General features: G+C 72.4%; 19 protein-coding genes. 13 read left to right on the top strand and 6 right to left on the bottom strand.

Features of this window, described 5'->3' with window-relative positions:
• A complete protein-coding gene (locus tag B4M60_RS07200) occupies nucleotides 1–342 on the bottom strand; it encodes an HNH endonuclease (protein ID WP_291081743.1) in 342 nt (113 codons plus the stop codon).
• Nucleotides 343–807: 465 nt separating this feature from the next.
• On the opposite strand from B4M60_RS07200, the gene B4M60_RS07195 reads away from it, so the two are divergent.
• From B4M60_RS07195 to B4M60_RS07185, 3 genes are all read left to right on the top strand, one after another.
• Nucleotides 808–2,148, top strand: a complete 1,341-nt coding sequence (locus B4M60_RS07195) for a glutamyl-tRNA reductase (protein WP_291081741.1) — start codon at nucleotides 808–810, stop codon at nucleotides 2,146–2,148.
• Entirely contained in the window at nucleotides 2,145–3,143 is a 999-nt protein-coding gene (gene hemC / locus B4M60_RS07190; RefSeq protein ID WP_291081739.1) for a hydroxymethylbilane synthase, read from the top strand. The genes B4M60_RS07195 and hemC overlap by 4 nt, the downstream gene beginning before the upstream one ends.
• A 69-nt stretch (nucleotides 3,144–3,212) precedes the next feature.
• Nucleotides 3,213–4,856 carry a uroporphyrinogen-III synthase gene (locus B4M60_RS07185; protein ID WP_291081737.1) on the top strand — a complete coding sequence of 548 codons (1,644 nt, stop codon included), beginning with the start codon at nucleotides 3,213–3,215 and terminating at the stop codon, nucleotides 4,854–4,856.
• Between the two features lie 50 nt (nucleotides 4,857–4,906).
• On the opposite strand, the gene B4M60_RS07180 is transcribed toward B4M60_RS07185, so the two are convergent.
• Nucleotides 4,907–5,371: a MarR family winged helix-turn-helix transcriptional regulator gene (locus B4M60_RS07180; protein WP_349679612.1), complete on the bottom strand. Its 465-nt coding sequence runs from the start codon at nucleotides 5,369–5,371 to the stop codon at nucleotides 4,907–4,909.
• Nucleotides 5,372–5,463: 92 nt separating this feature from the next.
• Here B4M60_RS07180 and B4M60_RS07175 point away from each other — a divergent pair, with 92 nt between their 5' ends.
• A complete protein-coding gene (locus B4M60_RS07175; protein ID WP_291081735.1) occupies nucleotides 5,464–6,111 on the top strand; it encodes a maleylpyruvate isomerase family mycothiol-dependent enzyme in 648 nt (215 codons plus the stop codon).
• Between the two features lie 35 nt (nucleotides 6,112–6,146).
• On the opposite strand, the gene B4M60_RS07170 is transcribed toward B4M60_RS07175, so the two are convergent.
• The 3 genes from B4M60_RS07170 to B4M60_RS07160 are packed head-to-tail and all read right to left on the bottom strand — an operon-like array spanning nucleotide 6,147 to nucleotide 8,966.
• On the bottom strand, nucleotides 6,147–6,302 hold the full coding sequence (locus B4M60_RS07170; RefSeq protein WP_291081733.1) for a hypothetical protein: 156 nt from the start codon (nucleotides 6,300–6,302) through the stop codon (nucleotides 6,147–6,149).
• 25 nt (nucleotides 6,303–6,327) lie between these two features.
• Nucleotides 6,328–7,566 carry a hypothetical protein gene (locus tag B4M60_RS07165; protein WP_291081731.1) on the bottom strand — a complete coding sequence of 413 codons (1,239 nt, stop codon included), beginning with the start codon at nucleotides 7,564–7,566 and terminating at the stop codon, nucleotides 6,328–6,330.
• Nucleotides 7,563–8,966: a lipase family protein gene (locus B4M60_RS07160; protein ID WP_291081729.1), complete on the bottom strand. Its 1,404-nt coding sequence runs from the start codon at nucleotides 8,964–8,966 to the stop codon at nucleotides 7,563–7,565. Before B4M60_RS07160 ends, B4M60_RS07165 begins: the two co-directional genes overlap by 4 nt.
• A gap of 126 nt (nucleotides 8,967–9,092) precedes the next feature.
• Between B4M60_RS07160 and hemB the strand changes: the two genes are divergently transcribed.
• The 9 genes from hemB to B4M60_RS07115 all read left to right on the top strand — a co-directional run bounded on the left by hemB (nucleotide 9,093) and on the right by B4M60_RS07115 (nucleotide 17,243).
• A complete protein-coding gene (gene hemB / locus B4M60_RS07155) occupies nucleotides 9,093–10,136 on the top strand; it encodes a porphobilinogen synthase (protein WP_291081727.1) in 1,044 nt (347 codons plus the stop codon).
• On the top strand, nucleotides 10,133–10,690 hold the full coding sequence (locus B4M60_RS07150) for a hypothetical protein (RefSeq protein ID WP_291081725.1): 558 nt from the start codon (nucleotides 10,133–10,135) through the stop codon (nucleotides 10,688–10,690). Before hemB ends, B4M60_RS07150 begins: the two co-directional genes overlap by 4 nt.
• A complete protein-coding gene (locus B4M60_RS07145; protein WP_291081723.1) occupies nucleotides 10,677–11,180 on the top strand; it encodes a hypothetical protein in 504 nt (167 codons plus the stop codon). The genes B4M60_RS07150 and B4M60_RS07145 overlap by 14 nt, the downstream gene beginning before the upstream one ends.
• A complete protein-coding gene (locus B4M60_RS07140) occupies nucleotides 11,177–11,419 on the top strand; it encodes a hypothetical protein (RefSeq protein ID WP_291081721.1) in 243 nt (80 codons plus the stop codon). The genes B4M60_RS07145 and B4M60_RS07140 overlap by 4 nt, the downstream gene beginning before the upstream one ends.
• Before the next feature lie 282 nt (nucleotides 11,420–11,701).
• Nucleotides 11,702–13,471 (top strand): alpha/beta fold hydrolase, encoded by a 1,770-nt coding sequence (locus B4M60_RS07135; RefSeq protein WP_291081719.1) that lies wholly within the window; start codon nucleotides 11,702–11,704, stop codon nucleotides 13,469–13,471.
• Nucleotides 13,472–13,516: 45 nt separating this feature from the next.
• Entirely contained in the window at nucleotides 13,517–14,866 is a 1,350-nt protein-coding gene (gene hemL, locus B4M60_RS07130; protein ID WP_414646759.1) for a glutamate-1-semialdehyde 2,1-aminomutase, read from the top strand.
• 284 nt (nucleotides 14,867–15,150) lie between these two features.
• Nucleotides 15,151–15,771, top strand: a complete 621-nt coding sequence (locus B4M60_RS07125; protein ID WP_291081745.1) for a histidine phosphatase family protein — start codon at nucleotides 15,151–15,153, stop codon at nucleotides 15,769–15,771.
• A gap of 3 nt (nucleotides 15,772–15,774) precedes the next feature.
• Entirely contained in the window at nucleotides 15,775–16,386 is a 612-nt protein-coding gene (locus B4M60_RS07120; RefSeq protein WP_291081717.1) for a TlpA family protein disulfide reductase, read from the top strand.
• Nucleotides 16,383–17,243 carry a cytochrome c biogenesis CcdA family protein gene (locus tag B4M60_RS07115; RefSeq protein WP_291081715.1) on the top strand — a complete coding sequence of 287 codons (861 nt, stop codon included), beginning with the start codon at nucleotides 16,383–16,385 and terminating at the stop codon, nucleotides 17,241–17,243. The genes B4M60_RS07120 and B4M60_RS07115 overlap by 4 nt, the downstream gene beginning before the upstream one ends.
• Nucleotides 17,244–17,263: 20 nt before the next feature.
• Here B4M60_RS07115 and B4M60_RS07110 read toward each other — a convergent pair whose 3' ends face one another.
• The gene (locus B4M60_RS07110; RefSeq protein ID WP_291081713.1) at nucleotides 17,264–18,634 is read right to left on the bottom strand and encodes an HNH endonuclease signature motif containing protein; all 1,371 of its coding nucleotides are present in this window, start codon (nucleotides 18,632–18,634) and stop codon (nucleotides 17,264–17,266) included.
• Between the last annotated feature and the right edge of the window lie 387 nt (nucleotides 18,635–19,021).

Here is a 19,021-nt window from a genome sequence, read left to right as displayed (position 1 = left end):
CTAGTCCCCCGCGCGCAGGTCCCGCAGGATCGTCGCGTGCCGGAGCAGGAACCCGCGCTCGTCGAGCTTCTTGCGCCGGAGCCACCCGGTGACCTCGCTGTTGTGCTTGCTCGCGTTGCAGGACGCGCAGGCGGGGACCACGTTCTCCACGGTGTATCGGCCGCCGCGGGAGATCGGCATGACGCAGTCGCGCTGGAGCCCCGGCCCGGCGGCCCCGCAGTAGGCGCACCCGCCCCAGGCGCCCAGGAGGTCGTCCCACTGCGGGGCGGTGAGGTCGTTGTCCACCCGGGCGAGCCGCCGCTGCCGTCGTCTGGCGTAGCGCGCGCGGGTCGCCGCGGACATCGTGGCGGACGATCGGCGGCGAGGGGGCACGACGCCACCGTACGTCGACCGGTGGGCAGGGGACCCGGTGACGGGCCGGCGGGGCCGGGTGGGGTCCGGCAGGGGCCCGGCGGGGGTCCGCGCTGCTCATGACGGTCGCGCGGCCCGTGGCGGACATAGCATCCGCCCCGGCGACGGTTTTGTCCCGGGGTGTCATGCGGGTTACGGTGGAGCGCGTTGCGGGATGGTCGCAGGCTCACGCCACGACCGTCCCAGCAGGGGGTCACCGCGAGGTCACGCCCTGCGCACAGCCGTGCACACCGACAGGAGACGACCGACTGTGGACCACTGTTCCGCGTGTGCGTTCAGCGGTGGCCCCTCTCCGGCCGGCCGGAGACGGGTCGGTAGCCGAGTTGACACCCGGCGTGACGTCGTGGTTGCCATTCTGGCACGGGCCCTGTCGTCCCGCGCGCGCGGGGGTCGGCTGTGAGCATTCTCCTGGTGGGACTGTCCCACCACAGCGCCCCCGTCGCCCTTCTCGAGTCGGTGGCGATCGCCGAATCGGATCGCGACGCGCTCACCGAGGACCTCATCAGCGGCGCCAACGTCGACGAGGCCATGATCGTCACCACCTGCAACCGGGTGGAGGTCTACGCGGCCGTCGACGCGTTCCACCCGGCGCTCGACGACGTGGTGGATCTCCTGTCCCGCCACTCCGGGTTGTCCTCCGAGGAACTCAGCCGCCACCTCTACGTCCGGTACTCCGAGTCCGCTGCCGAGCACCTGTTCTCCGTGGCCTCGGGCCTGGACTCGATGGTCGTGGGCGAGCAGCAGATCATCGGGCAGATCCGCACGGCCTACCAGTCGGCCTCCGACATCGGGGCGGCCGGGTCCACCCTGCACCGCCTGGCGCAGCAGGCGCTGCACGTGGGCAAGCGCGTCCACACCGAGACGGGGATCGACTCCGCGGGGGCGTCGGTGGTCTCCGTGGCGCTCGACCGCGCCGCCGAGATCCTCGCCGACGGGACGCCCGCCACCGGGGACCGCCGCCTCGACGGGCGCCGCGCCGTGGTGCTCGGGGCGGGCGCGATGGGCGGGCTCGCGGTCGCGCACCTCGGGCGGGCGGGGATCGCCCACATCGAGGTCACCAACCGCACCCCGGAGCGCGCGGACCGCCTCTCGGAGATCGCCCGGGACTCCGGGACGCCGGCCACCGCGTTCCCCATCGAGGACCTGTCCGACGGGATCGCCGGCGCCGACATCCTCTTCACCTGCACCGGCGCGGTCGGCACGGTGGTGACGCTGGGCGACGTGCACACCGCGCTCGCCCGACGCGGCACCGCACGTCCGCTCGTGATCTGCGACCTGGGGATGCCGCGCGACGTCGATCCCGCGGTCGCCGGACTGCCGGGCGTGACCGTCCTGGGCATCGAGGCGCTCAAAGCCGACCCCGACACCTCCGCCGCCGCCGCGGACGCCGACGCCGCCCGGACGATCGTCGACACCGAACTCGCCGCGTACACGCAGGCCGAGCGGATGGCGGGCGTGGGGCCGATCATCGGTCGGCTGCGGGGCCGCGGCGGCCAGGTGGTCGCGGCGGAGATGCGCAGGTTCGAGGCGCGGATGCCCGGGCTGGACGACAAGACCCGCGACGAGGTGGCCAACACCGTCCGCCGCGTGGTCGACAAGCTGCTCCACCCGCCCACGGTGAGGTTCAAGGAGCTCGCCGCCCAGCCGGACGGGGAGAACCTCGCGGCGGTGGTCCGGACCCTGTTCGACCTGGACAACATCGACCTGGACACCACGGTGGACGAGGAGGCCTCATGAGCAGGACCCTGAAGGTGGGCACCCGCGGGAGCACCCTGGCGACCACCCAGGCGGGCCACGTCCGCGACGCCCTGATCGCCGCGGGCTACCCGGCCGAGCTGGTGATCGTGCGGACCACGGGCGACGTGGTGATGGCGCCGGTCGAGCGGATCGGCGTGGGCGTGTTCACCATGGAGCTGCGGTCGGCGCTGGAGCGCGGGGACTGCGACGTCGCCGTCCACTCCTACAAGGACCTGCCGACCGCGCCGGACGGCAGGTTCGCCCCGATCGCCGTGCCGCCGCGCGTCGACCCCTCGGACGTCCTGGTCGCCCGGGACGGGCTCACGCTGGAGACGCTGCCCACCGGCGCCCGCGTGGGCACCTCCGCGCCCCGGCGTCGTTCGCAGCTCGCGGCCCTGCGCCCCGACCTGGACCTGCACCCGCTGCGCGGCAACATCGACACGCGCATGGGCTACGTGGCCAGCGGGGATCTCGACGCCGTGGTGCTGGCCGCGGCCGGGCTCGATCGCGTGGGCGTGGGCGAGCGCGCCACCCAGAGGTTCGGCATCGACGAGATGCTCCCCGCCCCGGCCCAGGGCGCGCTCGCCGTCGAATGTCGCGCGGACGACACCGGTGCGGCCGAGGCGGTCGCCCTGTTGGACCACCTCCCCTCCCGGGTCCGGGTCACGGCCGAACGCCGGCTGCTCGCCCAGCTCGAGGCCGGGTGCACCGCCCCCGTCGGGGCGCGCGCCGAGCTCGCCGGGGGAGTGCTCACGCTGCACGCGGTGGTCGCGGCGCACGACGGGTCGACCGTGCTGCGCGCCGAGGGCACCGTCGACACCGGTGACCACCCGGACGGGCCCGTCACCGCCGCCGACGAGCTGGGCCGCAGGCTCGCGGCGGACCTGCTCGGCCGCGGCGCCCGCGACCTCATGGCAGAGGACTCGCCCGAGGACCGGGCCCCGCTCGTGCCGCGGGAATCCACCACGGCGCCCCCGACCATCGCAGAGACCTGATCGATGCCCCCGACAGCTCCCCGTCGCGCGCAGCCAGCGCGCGACACCCACCCCACGGAGAGACGAACAATGACTCGAGCACGCACCACCCGCACCGGAACCATCCGCTTCGTCGGCGGCGGTCCAGGTAACGCGGGGATGCTCACCTGCCGCGCCCGTGAGGTCATCGCCGGCAACTCGCTGGTCTTCGCCGACGCCGACGTCTCCGCCGAGGTGCTGGCGCTCGTCGCCGCCGACGTGCCCGTCCCGGACGACCTCCTCGACGCCCGACGCGCCGAGATGGACGCCGCCGTCGAGGCCGAGGACAAGGCGGAGATCAAGCGGCTCAAGTCGCTGCCCGCGCCGACCGCCGCCGACGTCCGCCCCGTGCTGGGCGAGCCCGCGGCCGTGGCCAAGCAGCTCGTCGCCGAGGCCAAGAAGGGCCGCGACGTGGTGCGACTGGTCGCCGGCGACCCCATGACCACCGACGCCACCGTCACCGAGATCGCCTCCGTCGGCCGCACCGTCGTCCCGTTCGAGGTCGTGCCGGGCGTGGCCGAGGCCACCGCGGTGCCCGCGTTCGCCGGCATCGCGCTCGGCTCCGGGTACGTGTTCGCCGACGGCCGCGGGAAGGTCGACTGGGCCGCGCTGGTGGGCTCGCCCGGCCCGATCGTCCTGCGCACCACTGGGCGGCACCTCGCCGAGGCCGCGTCGAACCTGGCCGAACACGGCCTGTCCGCCGGCACCCCGGTCACCGTGACCTGCTCCGGATCGCTCTGCGCCCAGAAGTCCGCCGACGGTACCCTGGCCACCATGTCCGACGTCGGGCGTGAGATGGACGGCGATTTGGTGGTGACCATCGGCAAGTCCGCCGGTGAGCGGCACCGCCACCAGTGGTGGGAGTCGCGCGCCATGTTCGGCTGGAACGTGCTGGTGCCCCGCACCAAGGCGCAGTCCGCCGAGATGAGCGAGCGGATCTCCGAGCACGGCGCCACCCCGGTCGAGGTGCCCACCATCGCCGTCGAGCCGCCCCGCAGCCCCGCCCAGATGGAGCGGGCCGTCAAGGGCCTGGTCGACGGCCGCTACCAGTGGGTCGTGTTCACCTCCGCCAACGCCGTGCGCGCGGTGTGGGAGAAGTTCGTCGAGTTCGGCCTCGACGCCCGCGCCTTCTCCGGCGTGAAGATCGCCTGCGTCGGCGAGGGCACCGCGGCCCACGTCCGCGAGCTGGGCATCCAGCCCGAGCTGCTGCCGTCCGGCGAGCAGTCCAGCCTGGGCCTGCTCGAGGTCTTCCCCCCGTACGACGACGTGCTGGATCCCGTCAACCGGGTCCTGCTCCCGCGCGCCGACATCGCCACCGAGACCCTCGCCGACGGCCTGACCGCCGGCGGCTGGGAGATCGAGGACGTCACCGCGTACCGCACGGTCCGCGCCGCCCCGCCGGCCGCCGAGATCCGCGAGATGATCAAGTCGGGCGGGTTCGACGCCGTCTGCTTCACCAGCTCCTCCACCGTCCGCAACCTCGTCGGGATCGCCGGCAAGCCGCACACCCGCACGCTCATCGCGTGCATCGGCCCGCGGACCGCCGAGACCGCCGCCGAGTTCGGGCTGCGCGTGGACGTCCAGCCCGAGCACGCCTCGGTGCTCGACCTGGTGGACGCCCTCGCCGCGCATGCCGATCAGCTGCGCGAGGCCGGCGAACTGCCGCCCCCGCGCCGCCGCGCCCGGCGCCGCTAGCCCACGCGAGCCCACCCCGTCCGCCGACCAGCGGGCGGGGTGGCCGCGTATCAGGGGTCCACGAGCGGGCGGAGATCCTCCAGGGCGCTCCGCAGGCGGGCCATCGTCTCCGGGCCGAGGTGCGCCTGCCATTCGGCGTCGATCCGCTCCTCCTCCGCACGGGCCACCGGGACGATCTCGCGGCCCCTGGCGGTGAGTCGCACCAGCCGGGCCCGGCCGTCCTCCGGATCCGGGAGCCGCCGCACGTACCCCGCCGCCGCCAACCGGTCGACCAACGCGGTCGCGGTCTGTTTGGCGATCCGGGCACGCTCGGCCAACACGGTCAGTCGGCTGCCCTCGTCGTCGTCGATCCCGGCCAGGAGTCGTATCTGCGCGCGGGTGATGTCACCGAACCCCGCGGCGTCCAGCGCGAGGGCGATCCTGTCCTCGGCGGCGCGGTATCCGAGCCACATGAGCAGGCTCGTGGGGGGCCGAGCGGAGGTGGCTGCGGTGTCGGGGTCGGTGTCGGTGTCCACGGCGACTCCTCAGGATCGAACGGGCCAAGTAGTCCTATTATGGTACTAAGTCGCGGCCCGGGGGGTCGGGCCGCTCGACGGGAGGAGTGGTCATGGAGGACACCGCGGTCTGGGCGGCGGTCGACCGACGCCGCGAGGACATCGCCGACTATCTCGACGCGCTGCCGCCGGAGGAGTGGGACCACGGCTCCCTGTGCGAGGCGTGGACCGTGCGAGAGGTGGCCGCGCACCTCACCCTCGTCGCGCTCCCGCGGTGGCGCCTGGTGCCGCTGTTCCTGCGCTACCCGGGCAGCACCAATCGCACGATCCGCGACGGATCACAGGCCGTGGCGCGCCGGCTGACCAACGGTCAGATCGTCGACACCATCCGGGGCATGGTCGGGCTGCACCGACCGTTTCCCGGCCTGACCTGCCGTGAGGCGCTGGTCGATGCGGTGGGACATACCCAGGACATCACCCTGCCGCTCCGGCGTGAGGTGTCGATCCCGCCCGTGGAGATCGCCGAGGCCGCGGACCGGGTCGTCGGCTACGGCGGGCGGGGCAACGCCAAGGTCTTTCGCACGCTGCCCGCCGACGGCCTGCGTCTGGTCGCCGACGACCACGACTGGGCGGCCGGAGAGGGGCCGGATGTGATCGGGTCGATGCGGGATCTGTTCCTGATGCTCACCGGACGCACGGTGCACCTGGACCGGCTCTCGGGCCCGGGTGCGGACCGTCTGCGTCAGCGGATCAACGCCTAGCTGTACCGACCGGCCACTGACCGCACGCGACGCGGTCAGTGGCGGCCGGGGCCGCCGAGTGCGGCGTCGATCCCGTGTGCCAGCGACACCGAGAGGGCGCCGCTGCCCCAGGTGGCCATGTAGCCCACCGAGTGCGCGACGTTCGGCAGGAGTCCCAGCAGGGTCTGCGGGGTCAGCTCGTCTCGGACCATGTCGTTTCCTTCCGATCGGTCCCGCTCAGGGGACGGTGATGTAGGTCGAGCGCGCGACCGCGCCGAGGATCTCGGGGATCCTCGAGGTGGCCCGGGCGCCCTCGAACTGCTGCTCGTACGGCACTCGGAGCGTGGCCTCGAGCGCCGGCCAGTCGTGTTCCGACTGGTGACGGTAGCGGGGGAGCAGTTGGGTCGTGACGAAGTCCCAGCGCTGCTCGTACCGCGACCAGTCCCAGTCGGGGATCGGGGTGTGCAGGGTGGCGGTGCGCCCGTCCGGCAGCACACCGCTGATGGTGACGGGGGAGTGCTCCCGCAGTGGCGGCACACCGGCCACCGACGGCGACCCCGCGAGGGTCATGAGGAACGTGAACGCCTCCCCGAGACCGTCCTTGTACCCGCGGACGTCGTCCCACATCCCGCCCACGACCCACCCCTGCTCCCGGTTGAGCAGCACGGCGTTACCGCGCGCGACGTGGTCCGCGTCGCCCGAGGCCACGTCGCGCCACGCCTCCATGATCTCGTCGGGGAACAGCCCGGCGCGGTGCATCTCCTCCAGCCCGCCCATGCCCTCGTGGAGATAGACGTAGTGCATCGGCATGAGGTCGGAGAAGATCGCCTTCTGCATGATCACCACCCGGGTGACGAACCAGTAGAGGTCCTCGGTGGTGATGGCCTCGGCGTGGTCCGCCAGCGCCCGCAGCCCGCCCGGGAGCTGCGCCACCGCCTGGGGCCCGAACGCGTCGGCGACCGCGGAGAAGACCTGGCGCGCCGACTCCTGGACGCCCGGCGTGTCGTAGAGCTGGGTGATCCACTCGATGTCGGCGATGCCCCCACCGAAGTCCCCGCCCACCTGCCCGCCCATCCCGGCCCACTGCAGCTCCCGGCGGGCGAGCTGGAAATCCTCGTAGTAGCGGTACGACTTGAGCATGTTCGAGCGGTTGGCCGTGAACCCGTCGAACGGATTCCACGCCGCGAGATCGATGCCCGCCTCCTCCGTGGCCTGCGCCAGGCGGTACTGCAGCAGTAACGCCGCGTAGGAGGGCTCCGGGAGGCCCGACCGCCGGGCCTGGTCGACCAGCCGGCCCAGCGTCTCCGAGTCCGTCGGCAGCTCGCGGTGGACCCCTCCGGGCTCGACGTCGGACAATCGGTTGGTCAGCGGCAGCCCGAGGTACTGGTCGAGGCCGCGCGCGGCCGCCACGGGTACCTGGTGCAGGGGACCCGCCACCATGACCGCGGCCACCGCCGCCGCGACGAGGCGCCTCATCGGATCTCCTCCATGAGCCAGCTGACGGTGTGCATGCCGAACAGCTCCGTCGCCCACCTGTAGGGATCGGTGATCAGGACGTCGTTTCCGCAGTTCAGGCCGTGATAGCGCACGTCCACGCCCTGGGCCCGGTACGACCGGACCAGCTCCCGCGAATCCTCCGCGGGGGTCACCACCATGAACGAGTCGTCGGCGACGCAGGAGGAGACGAGGACCCTGCCCGGGGGCCGCAGCCCCGGGTCGTTGCCCGGGTTGTTGAGTCCCAGGGTGTTCTCGCGGAACACGTCCTGGAACTCCGGCCTGTGCGCCGGCCGGGTCCCATCGGTGAACAGCACGCCCTGCGGGACGAAGGGGGTCGCGAAGTAGAAGGGCACCTGGCAGCTGTCGCGGAACACGTCCGCCAGCGCCCGGCCGGCCGGGGTGAGCTTCTCGTCGAGCCGCAGTTCCGGGTACTGCGCCTCGAGGCCGACGAGGGTGGCCAGCACGAATCCGGACCCGAGGTGGCCGTCGGCGAAGTCCAGGAAGTTCCTCTGGTTTGCGGCGAGGGCCTCGACCATCGTCGCCCGGATGTTGAGCTCGGGGGCGTACCAGGGCTGGTACTCGAGCGCGAAGGCCGCACCCACCCCACCGCCGGCGACGCCGAACAGGCCCACCTTGTTCTGCGGGTTCAGGCCCGGCCCGGGCACCGCGTAGGCCGCACGCAGGCCGTTGAGCAGCGCCATCCCGGCGTAGCGGCCCGCAAAGACGCCGTGGACGCCGGGGTCGGCGTCGTTGCCGATGTCGGAGATGACGACCGCGGCCCCCTCGCCGAGCATCTGCAGGAGCGGCCCCACGGCGAAGATCGCCGAGGCGTCCGCGAACGCGCCGCCGCTCCACTGGGAGGACGGGTGGCATCTCGCCCCCGCGGAATCGTTGGTCTCCTGGTACGCGACCACCGGTCGGGTGGAGTCGTCGCGGCCGTCGTCCGGGAGCAGGATGATCCCGGTGCTGACCACCCGGTCTCCGAGGACGTCCTCGGTGACGTACATCGTGCGCCAGGCGCGGACGCCGGCCGGTTTGATGCCGTTGAAGATCACCTCGAACGGCTCGGACTTGAGCAGGTGCCCCATCGGCATCGAGTCGTCGACCGGGGGCTCGTCGTAGAAGTCGCCCGCCGGTCCCCACAAGCCGCGGGCGTTCTCCTCGAACGAGGCGGGGACGCCGTCGCGGATCGCCGCCACCGCGAAGGGGTTGAGGACCTCGCCGTAGCTCGGTGGGAGCAGCGGCCCGTCCCACTCGGCGGTCTGCGCGCCCGCCGGGGCGACGGGGAGGGCCGCGGCGACGCCGACGACGAGTGACACCGCGAGGAGGCGTCCGAGCGGGCCGCGTCGACGCGGCCTGTGGGTGGTCGGGGTGGTCATGTGCCCTTCTCCGACGTGCTGCCGTAAAATTGAAACAGGTTCTCATGATTATCCACACGGTCGTCCGGCCCGTCGGCACGGCCTGCGCCGTGCCGCGCGACCGGCGACTTTCGTACAGTGGAGCCCGTGACCACACCCCGCGATTCCGACGCCGCCTCCGTTCCGGCCCCGCTGGTGCGCCCCCGGCGGCTGCGGTCGACGCCGGCGATGCGCCGGCTGGTCGCCGAGACCACGCTCGCCCCGCGTCAGTTGGTGCTGCCGGCGTTCGTCGCCGACGGCCTCGACGAGCCGCGGCCGATCTCCTCGCTGCCCGGGGTGGTCCAGCACACCGTCGACTCGCTGCGCCGTGAGGCCGCTGCCGCCGCCGCGGCGGGGCTGGGCGGGATCATGCTGTTCGGCGTCCCACTCGATGCGGACAAGGACGCCACCGGCAGTTGCGGTGCCGCGCCCGACGGCATCCTCAACCGGGCGCTCGCCGCCGTGCGTGCGGAAGTCGGCGACGACATCGTGGTGATGGCCGACACCTGCCTCGACGAGTTCACCGACCACGGCCACTGCGGCGTGCTCGGCACCGACCCGCGAGGCGACCGGGTCGTGGACAACGACGCCACCCTGGCCGCCTACGACGAGCTCGCCGTGGCGCAGGCCGCCGCCGGCGCTCACGTCGTGGGCCCGAGCGGGATGATGGACGGCCAGATCGCGTCCATCCGCGAGGCCCTCGACCGCGAGGGGTACCAGGACGTGGCCGTGCTGGCGTACAGCGCCAAGTACGCCAGCGCCTTCTACGGGCCGTTCCGCGAGGCCGTGGGCTCGTCCCTGCGCGGCGACCGGCGCACCTACCAGCAGGACCCCGCCAACTCGCGGGAATCCCTGCGCGAGGTCCGGCTGGACCTCGACGAGGGCGCCGACATGGTGATGGTCAAGCCCGCCATGTCCTACCTCGACGTGCTCCGCCAGACCGCCGAGATCTCGGACGTCCCGGTGGCCGCGTACCAGGTCTCCGGCGAGTACGCGATGATCTCCGCCGCCGCCGAGCGCGGATGGATCGACCACGACCCGGCGGTCATGGAGTCGCTGACCTCCATCCGCCGCGCCGGCGCCGACATCGTCCTGACCTACTGGGCCCTGCATGCCGCACGCCTCCTCGCCGACGGATGGGGCGCCCGGTGACCGGGAGCGGGCCGTGGCGTGCGCCCCCCGCGCAGGCAGCGGGTCGGCCGCCGGACGACGTCCACGCCGCCTGGGTGCTGTGGTTGGCCGCCACCGGGTTCGCGCTGATCGGGATGCTGCTCAACTCGGCCACCGCGCGGTTCGCGGATCTCCCGGTGGCCACCCGCGACGGCTTCCGCGCGGCGATCGAGAACGCCGGCGAGGCCGGGCTCTCCGTGGAAGCCCTGTTCACCGCGGCCCTGGTGGTGGGGGCGGTCCTGGCGGTTCTCGCCTCCGTCGTGACGGTGTGGCTGGCCTTCCGCCTGCGCGCAGGCAGGGGATGGGCGCGGACGATGCTCGACATCGTCGCGATCTTCCTCGTGGTGGACGCCGTGTCCGTGGTGATCGGCGTGTTCGGCGGGGTCGCGGTCGCGGGTCAGCGCGGGGAGATCGTCTCCTTCGCGGTCTTCTCGCTGCAGATCCTCGCCGGGCTGTGCGCGGCCACCGCCGTGTGGCGCCAGCACACCGCCGAGGCCATGGCGTTCACGGCAGGGGGCGTCCGTGCCGGCGAGTGAACCGAACCGGCCCGGCTCGGAGCCCGACGGGCCCGTCCTCTTCTCCGAGGACGGCTGGAGCTGGGCCTGGATCCTCGCCGCGCCCCTGTTCTGCGCAGGCGCCGCGGTGTTCGAGCTGGCCACCGGCGCGCCCGTCCACTGGATCATGCTCACCGTCTGCGGCATCGCCTCGGCGATGTGCCACGGCGTGATGATCGCCGCCACCCGGGTCCACGGCCGCGTGAGGCTGACCCCGACCACGTACACGCAGGGCACCGAGGACCTCGAGCTCGACCGGGTCGAGAAGGTCTTCCCGCTGCCCGGCGACGAACCCGAGGCCTCCTGGGAGACCGCCCGCACCCTCGGCGAGCTGCGTGACGTCCCGCGTCGACGCGGCTCCGTGGGGCTGCGCCTGGACACCGGGGCGGAGGTCCGCGCCTGGACCCGGGACCCGGCGGCCCTGCACGCCGCGCTCGAGGCCGCGGTCGGCCACCACCCGGACCCGGCGTGAGCGCCCGGCGGCACGCCCTCCTGGCCGCGGTCGCCGCGGTGCTGGCCGTGGTGCTGTGGTGGCTGGCGCGGGACCTCGTGGCCGAGCTCCCGCCCGCGCTCGACCCGCCAGTCGAGGGGTCGATCATTCGGACGCGGACCGATCCGTGGCTGCTGCTGGGGGCCACGCTCTCGGCCGGGGTGGCGATGGTCTCGGCCACGGTCGCCGTGCTGAGGATGGGCACGCCACGACCAGGGTGATATATCTCCATCTGCCTGCGGATTCCCCCGCGAGCGGGGTGCCCCGGTAACGATCGAGTGTCGGTTCCCTGAGTGGACCCTGGTGGATTCTTCGTGTCGCGCGGCACAGGCTACATTTGGTGCGGTTCGGACGCGTGTGACTCTCGTGAAGTCGGGGGGTCGCGGCGTCCGATTCGCAGTGACATCACCTACAGAACATGGAATTGGGGATCGGTGCAGCCGTCTAGCACTTTCGTTGGCACCACCGCGGTCGTCGGGGCGATCGCACTTCTCGGGACGGGAGTGGCTGCGGCCGCCCCGGTCGAGTGGCAGGACTGCACCGAGATGCTCGGGATCGAGGCGGAGTACGTCCCGGCCGGGCTCGAGTGCGGGACCGTCGAGGTTCCGGTCGACTACGCCGCGCCGGACGGAGCGAAGACCGACATCGCGCTCACCCGGATCAAGGCCACGTCCGGGCAGGCCCGATCCGCCGTGTTCGGCAATCCCGGCGGCCCCGGCAACTACGCGTTGAACTTCTGGAGCCCCGCCACCGACGGTGCGACCCCCGCGGGCCTGTACGAGAACCACGACCTGGTGGCGGTCCAGCCGCGCGGGCTCTACGGCTCCAACCCGTTGGTGTGCGACGTCGCCTTTGTCGGTCCCACCACCGTCAACCCGCTGCACGACGCCTGCTACGGCACCGATCCGGCCTACATGGCCTCGATGACCACTGAGAACGCGGCCCGCGACATGAACGCCGTCCGCGAGTCGCTCGGGTTGGCCAAGATCGACTACGTGGGAGTGTCCTACGGCACCGCGATCGGCACCGACTACGCCACCCTGTTCCCGCAGCACACCGGCCGCATGGTGTTGGACTCCAACACCAACCCCGACTGGCGTTGGTCGGCCCAGGCCGAGCAGACCGCCATGGCCAAAGAGCAGCGGATCAACGACATGTTCGCGTGGATCGCCGAGCGCGACGACTACTACGGACTCGGCGACACCCCCCTTAAGGTGTTCTACTCCTGGAAGTGGATCACAGACCAGGAGGTGGGCGGACCCGCCAACCTCACGCCGCCGCCGGCCCAGACCCGCGACCTGCCCGTCGAGCTTCGGGGCACCCCGCTCGAGCAGCCCGCGATCGACGCGATCAACGGGTCGGCACCCGCTCGCGCCCGGGTCGAGGGCTTCGCCCGCGCCGCCGCACTGCAGGGTCTGACCAACAACGCCACCACCGGCATGTTCGACTCCACGGTGGGCGCCACCTACTCCGAGCAGGCGTGGCCGATGCTGGCCCACATGCTCAAGTACTACAACGACGGTGGCCGGATCGCCCGGGTCGACTACCCGACGGTCGCGCTGATCATCGCCGCGCAGGAGAACCGCTCGCCGGTCTACCGCACGGACATCGAGATGAACTCGATCGTCACCTGCAACGAGACCGCCTCGCCCGCCAACGCGCTCGGTGTGATCGCGGCTAAGGCGGACAGGTACACCGGCGGCAACACGCTCACGACCCGCGCCGCCGTCGAGGCCGCCGGTGACGACTGCGTGGGCTGGAACCCCGTCGCCCGGACGATCCGGCCGAACGGTGACGCGCTCGAGGAGAAGCCGCTCGTCCTGCAGTCGGAGCGCGACTCCGTCACCCCGATCGCCGGTGCGTTCCGGGTGGCCGAGGCGATGGGCGGCACGCTCGTCACCGTCGGCGGCGGTGACCACGGCCTCTTCCGCATGGGCAACCCGGCCGTCGACGCGGTGGTGATGACGTTCCTCGAGACCGGGGTCGCGCAGCCGGGTCGACTCGAGGGCAAGCCGTCCCCGGAGCCGCTGCCCAGGTGGGGTCAGGCCGAGCGTGCCGCCGCCGCGCAGCAGGGGATGTCCGCCCCCGTCGCCGGCGCCGACGACTGGTACGGCACCCACCGCGACGCCGGCGCGGCACCCGCCCCACTGCCCACCCCGCAGGCGTTGCACCAGCAGGCCGAGCAGGCCCTGCAGGACGTGGCCGGGCAGGTGGACACCGCCGTCAAGGCGCTGTTCGTCCCACCCGCGCCGGCCGTGTCGCCGCAGGTCTGACACCGCGAGGGGGTGCTCGGACGCGGACTTTGAGACACTGGTCTGGTGACGTCTGTGAGCGATGCCCTCCCGACCCCGTCCGGCCTGTCCGGCACCACCCGATCGGCCGAGCTCTTCTCCGAGGCCCGCGAGCTGATCCCCGGCGGGGTCAACTCCCCGGTCCGCGCCTTCAACTCCGTCGGCGGAACCCCGCGCTTCATGCGTGACGCGCGGGGTTCGCGTATGACGGACGTCGACGGCAACACCTACATCGACCTGGTGTGCTCCTGGGGCCCGATGATCCACGGCCACGCCCACCCCGAGATCGTCGAGGCCGTGCGCGCCGCCGCGGGCCGCGGCCTGAGCTTCGGCACCCCCACCGAGGGTGAGGTCGACCTGGCCCGGGAGATCGTGGCGCGGACCTCCGTCGAGCAGGTTCGCCTGGTGAACTCCGGCACCGAGGCCACGATGAGTGCCGTTCGACTGGCCCGCGGGTTCACCGGCCGCTCCAAGATCGTCAAGTTCTCCGGCTGCTACCACGGCCACGTGGACGCCCTGCTGGCCGACGCGGGATCGGGCGTCGCGACGTTCTCGCTCCCGGACTCGCCCGGCGTGACCGGTGCGGCCGCCCACGACACGATCGTGCTGCCGTACAACGACGTCGAGGCGGTCCGCCTGGTCTTTGCCAACCACGGGCAGGAGATCGCGTGCGTGATCACCGAGGCCGCCGCCGGGAACATGGGTACCGTCCCGCCGCTGCCCGGCTTCAACGAGGAACTGCGTTCGCTGTGCTCGGCCAACGGCGCGCTGCTGGTGATGGACGAGGTCATGACCGGCTTCCGCGCCGGTGACCGCGGCTGGTGGGGGATCGACGGCGTGGCCGGCGACCTGACCACCTTCGGCAAGGTCATGTCCGGCGGCCTGCCCGCCGCCGCGTTCGGTGGTCGCGCGGACGTCATGGCAGCCCTCGCCCCCGCCGGGCCCGTCTATCAGGCCGGCACCCTGTCGGGGAATCCCGTGGCCGTGGCCGCCGGACTGACCTCGTTGCGGCTGGCCGACCATTCCGCCTACTACACGCTGCAGACCAACGCGGACCGCCTCGAGGCGCTGATGGGCAACGCCCTGCAGGCGGCGGGGGTCGCGCACACCATCCAGCGGGCCGGAACCATGCTCGGCGTGTTCTTCACCGAGGACCGGGTCACCGACTACGCGGGGGCCAAGGCCGCCGAGACGTTCCGGTACGCGCCGTTCTTCAACGCCCTGCTCGACCGCGGCGTCTACGGGCCTCCGAGTGCATTCGAGACGTGGTTCGTCTCCACCGCGCTGACCGACGACGACTTCCAGCACATAGCCGACGCCCTGCCCGCGGCCGCCGCGGCGGCAGCGGCCGCGACCGCCCCGGAGGCCGTCCGATGAGCGCGAACAAGCGGGGTCTGCGCGGCAAGCTCGCCGTCCCGTCGACGGGCCCGACCTCACTGCCCATACCCCTTCGTGGGGAGCATCCGGCACCCGCCGAGGCGCCGCCGTCGCTGGGCGGGTCCGCCACCACCGCGCGCCGGGTGGAGGACCACGCCGCGCAGCACGCTGAGGGAGCGGAGGCGTACGGGGCCGAGCCGGGCACGATCTCCGCCCCGGGTGAGCCGGTCTCGTCGTCGTCGACCTCCCGTGACTCCTCGGCCCGAGGCACCGAGGCGCAGACGATCGTCCACCTGGTGCGCCACGGCGAGGTCCACAATCCCGAGGGCATCCTCTACGGGAGGCTGCCGGAGTTCCGGCTGTCCGAGCTGGGGCTGAGCCAGGCCGAGACCGTGGGCCGGGTCCTGGGGCAGGGGCACGACATCGTGTCGATCGTGGCCTCGCCGCTGCAGCGCGCCCAGGAGACGGCCGCCCCTTTGGCGGAGGCCCTGGGCCTGCCGGTGGGGATCGACGCCGACATCATCGAGGCCGACAACCGCTTCGAGGGACACAAGGTCGGCGGCCGGGGCGGCGCCCTGCGCGACCCCAAGTACTGGCCGATGCTGGCCAACCCGCTGCGTCCCTCGTGGGGCGAGCCCTACCTGCAGATCGCGCACCGGATGATCGGGGCCGTGTACTCCACGCTCGACAACGCCCGCGGGCACGAAGCCGTCCTGGTGAGCCACCAGTTGCCCGTCTACACCACCCGGCGGTTCCTCGAGGGCCGACGGTTGTGGCACGATCCGCGGTCGCGGCAGTGCTCGCTGGCCTCGGTCACCTCGCTGGTGTTCGAGGGCACCACGCTGCGTGACATCGTCTACTCCGAGCCGGCGGGCGCGTCCGATCCGTCGCAGACGGGAGCCTGATCCATGCGCAGGACCAAGGCGGCCCTCGCCGCGCTCCTGCTGACCGGGGTCTTGGCCACCGGCGCCTGCGCGACCGGCAACGACGCCGTGGTGGTGGGCCCCGAGACGTTCGAGTTCGTCAGCCCGGACGGCCAGATCGAGATCCATTACGATCCCCCCGCCGACCGCAAGCCGGTGGCCACGCTCACCGGCCCCGACCTGCTGGACCCCGACCGGACGCTCACCGTCCAGGAGGACTTCGCCGGGCAGGTGGTGATACTCAACCTGTGGGGCCAGTGGTGTGGCCCGTGCCGCGCCGAATCCGATGATCTCCAGCGTCTGCAGGAGGAGTTCGAGCCGCAGGGTGCGACGGTGTTCGGCATCAATCTGCGCGACCCCAACAGGCAGAAGCCCGTCGACTTTGTCGAGGACAACGGCATCACCTTCCCCTCGATCTGGGACCCGAGCAATGCCGCGGTCGCGGCGCTGCGTGGCTTCCCGACCTCCGTGGTGCCGGCGACGATCATCCTGGACAAGCAGCACCGGGTGGCGGCGGTGTACCTGGCCGAGATCACCGACGACAAGCTGAGCGAGACCGTCACCGCCCTGCTGGCTGAGGAGGTCGAGCCGGGGTGAGTCCGGACCTGATCGTGCTCGCGCAGGGCGTGGGCGAGACGTTCCAGCAGACCGTGGCCAGCGGCCCGATCCTGCTCGCCTTGGGCGCCTGCGTCCTCGCCGGGCTGGTGTCCTTCGCCTCGCCGTGTGTGATTCCGCTGGTGCCCGGGTACCTCGCGTACCTCGCCAGCGTGGTGGGTGCCGAGCGCCCCCCGGCCACCGCTGCCGCCGCCGAGCGCCAGCGCGCCGCCGCCGCGACCCTGACCCTGGACGAGCGACGCACCCGCCGGGCCTCCCGCACCCGGGTGGTGGGGGCGTCCCTGCTGTTCGTGGCCGGGTTCACCGTGGTCTTTGTGATGCTCAGCGCCATGGTGCTCGGGACCGTGCAGTACCTGGCGCCGCAGCAGGAGTTGCTGCAGCGCCTGGGCGGCGTCGTGACGATCCTCATGGGCCTCGTCTTTATCGGCCTCGTGCCGACGCTGCAGCGGGACACCCGCATGCAGCCCAAGTCGCTGTCCACGTGGGTCGGCGCCCCGATGCTGGGCGCGGTCTTCGCCCTGGGGTGGACGCCGTGCCTCGGCCCGACGCTGGCCGCCGCGCTGTCGGTGGCCGCGGGCACCGGCGTGGACGCTGCCCGCGGGGTGCTGCTGATCGTGGCCTACTGCCTGGGGCTCGGCCTGCCCTTCGTCGTGGTGGCCTTCGGTTCCACGTGGGCCATGCGGACCGTGGGGTGGCTGCAGAAGCACACCCGCGCCATCCAGGTGTTCGGCGGCATCATGCTGATCCTCGTGGGTCTGATGTTGCTCACCGGCGCGTGGGCGATGTTCATCGACTGGCTGCGGGATTTCGCCATCTCCGACACCACCCTGCCGATCTGACCCCTGCGGGCTTCGCGTGGTCATGCCGCCTCCCGCCCGGCGCCGCGCCGATCGGCGATCACCTGGTCGAGGTCTCGTAGGAGCGCGAAGGGCAGGGCGGCTGCGTCGAGCGGCGTCAGTGGTGGCGGGCCCGGCGCGGGCGGCGGCGGGTTGTCGGCGCGGGGCGTGCCGGCGGGCGGGATCCATCTGACGCCCTGAGGCGCGCGCGGGTCGGGCTCCGTCGACCAGCCGGTGGCGTGGATCATGGCGTGGCAGTCCCCGCTGGCCAGCGCGAGTTCGTCGATATTGGTCAGCCCGCCTGACGACCAGGGTCTGCCCGCGTGATGGGCTTCGCAGTGTCTGGCGTCCTGGTCGCAGTCGGGGTGGGTGCACCCGCCGTACGCGGCGAACAGTGCCAGGCGTTGGTATCGGGAGGCGGTTCTTCGGCTCCGGAACAGACGCAGGTTGATCTCCCGGTCGCAGAGGGCGAGGAACCAGTGGTTGCCCCGCGCCATGGCGAGGGCCTGGGGGACGGGGACGCGGATGCCGCCGTCGGTCTGACCACAGCCGGCCAGGGTGGCGAGCTGGTCCAGGTCCATGCGGATGACGATCGCAGCGGGGGCACCGGCCTTGCGCGCGTCCGCAGACAGGGCCAGGTGAAGGGCGTGCACGAGGGCGTCGTGCATGCGCTGGCCGTCCGTGCGGGAGTCCGTGGTGTCCGGATCGGGCCACAGTCGTCCGGGTTGTCCCCAGCGGGCGTGGACCTCCCGCATCAGAGCCGCCAGCTGCGGGTCCATGGTCATGCTGGCCCGGGCCATGAAGTCCAGTCCCTGGCCGCCGCAGGTGACGGACCTGCGGCGTGCCCTCTCGGCGGCACCTCGTTCCGTCCTCCCGGGATCGAGGGCGTCCAGGAGTCGGTGCGCCAGCTCCTGTAGCTGCTTGCAGGTGGCCCGGTCGGCGGCCCCGGCCAACAGCTGCGTCTCGAGCTGATCGCGGGTCTCGTCGTCGCACTCATCGGGCAGCGAGGCCAGGGCGGCGTTGATGACCTTCAGTTGCCCGGCGGAGAGGTCACCGCGAGCGGTGGCGCGCATGCGGGCGGTCTCGGCGATCCCGGAGTCCTCGAGCCGACCGCGGGCATCCGCCGGCGCCAGACCCAGTCCACCGGTGAGCATCTGGCGGTCGTTGATGAACCCCATCTGTCGGGCGGTGCCCGAGGCGCGGACGGCCACCAGGACCCGGGCCTGGGAGGCACGGATCCGACGCTGAGCCTGCTCCAGGGCAACCAGTTCAGCATGCAGCTGCTCAGCGCTCGCGTTGGCCCACTCTCGCTGCAGGTGGTGATCGAGCGCGTCGAGGACGGCCGTCAGCTCGCCGCCGGCCTTCGCGCCTCCCGCACCACCTGTCTCGCTCATGTGTTCGATTAGATCATCTGGGTACGACACGATGCGTCGCCGCAGGCCAGCCACGGTTTTTTCGGTGCGGCCGATCGCGCGGACGACCGGAAAGGCGCGGTGATGCGGAGCATCCCGTCGACCTCTCGCCGCGGAAGGGGCGCCCGCGCGGCGCCGAGCGTTGAGATGCTCGGTGGGCATTCCCTCCGGGGCTACGGGCGCGCGGACGCGTCGACGTCCACGAATTCTCGCGGGAGCGGAACCGTGTGGCGCACCGGCGCGTCGTACAGAGCGTGAGGACATCTAGAAGTGTGGCCGCCGCGCTGGCGGCGTGTGTGGTGCTGTCCGCATGCGCGTCGGGGGAGGAGGGCCAACCGGCGACGACGACGAGCCCATCCGCCACCGAAG

The sequence above is a fragment of the Dietzia sp. UBA5065 genome, assembly GCA_002415925.1.
Taxonomy (GTDB): Bacteria; Actinomycetota; Actinomycetes; order Mycobacteriales; family Mycobacteriaceae; genus Dietzia.
This window is presented reverse-complemented; position numbering and strand designations above follow the sequence as displayed.

Coding starts and splice junctions, on each gene's coding strand:
- B4M60_RS07200 (WP_291081743.1), bottom strand. CDS start 342: ATGTCCGCGGCGACCCGCGCGCGCTACGCCAGACGACGGCAGCGGCGG.
- hemC (WP_291081739.1), top strand. CDS start 2,145: ATGAGCAGGACCCTGAAGGTGGGCACCCGCGGGAGCACCCTGGCGACC.
- B4M60_RS07185 (WP_291081737.1), top strand. CDS start 3,213: ATGACTCGAGCACGCACCACCCGCACCGGAACCATCCGCTTCGTCGGC.
- B4M60_RS07175 (WP_291081735.1), top strand. CDS start 5,464: ATGGAGGACACCGCGGTCTGGGCGGCGGTCGACCGACGCCGCGAGGAC.
- B4M60_RS07170 (WP_291081733.1), bottom strand. CDS start 6,302: ATGGTCCGAGACGAGCTGACCCCGCAGACCCTGCTGGGACTCCTGCCG.
- B4M60_RS07165 (WP_291081731.1), bottom strand. CDS start 7,566: ATGAGGCGCCTCGTCGCGGCGGCGGTGGCCGCGGTCATGGTGGCGGGT.
- B4M60_RS07160 (WP_291081729.1), bottom strand. CDS start 8,966: ATGACCACCCCGACCACCCACAGGCCGCGTCGACGCGGCCCGCTCGGA.
- B4M60_RS07120 (WP_291081717.1), top strand. CDS start 15,775: ATGCGCAGGACCAAGGCGGCCCTCGCCGCGCTCCTGCTGACCGGGGTC.
- B4M60_RS07110 (WP_291081713.1), bottom strand. CDS start 18,634: ATGAGCGAGACAGGTGGTGCGGGAGGCGCGAAGGCCGGCGGCGAGCTG.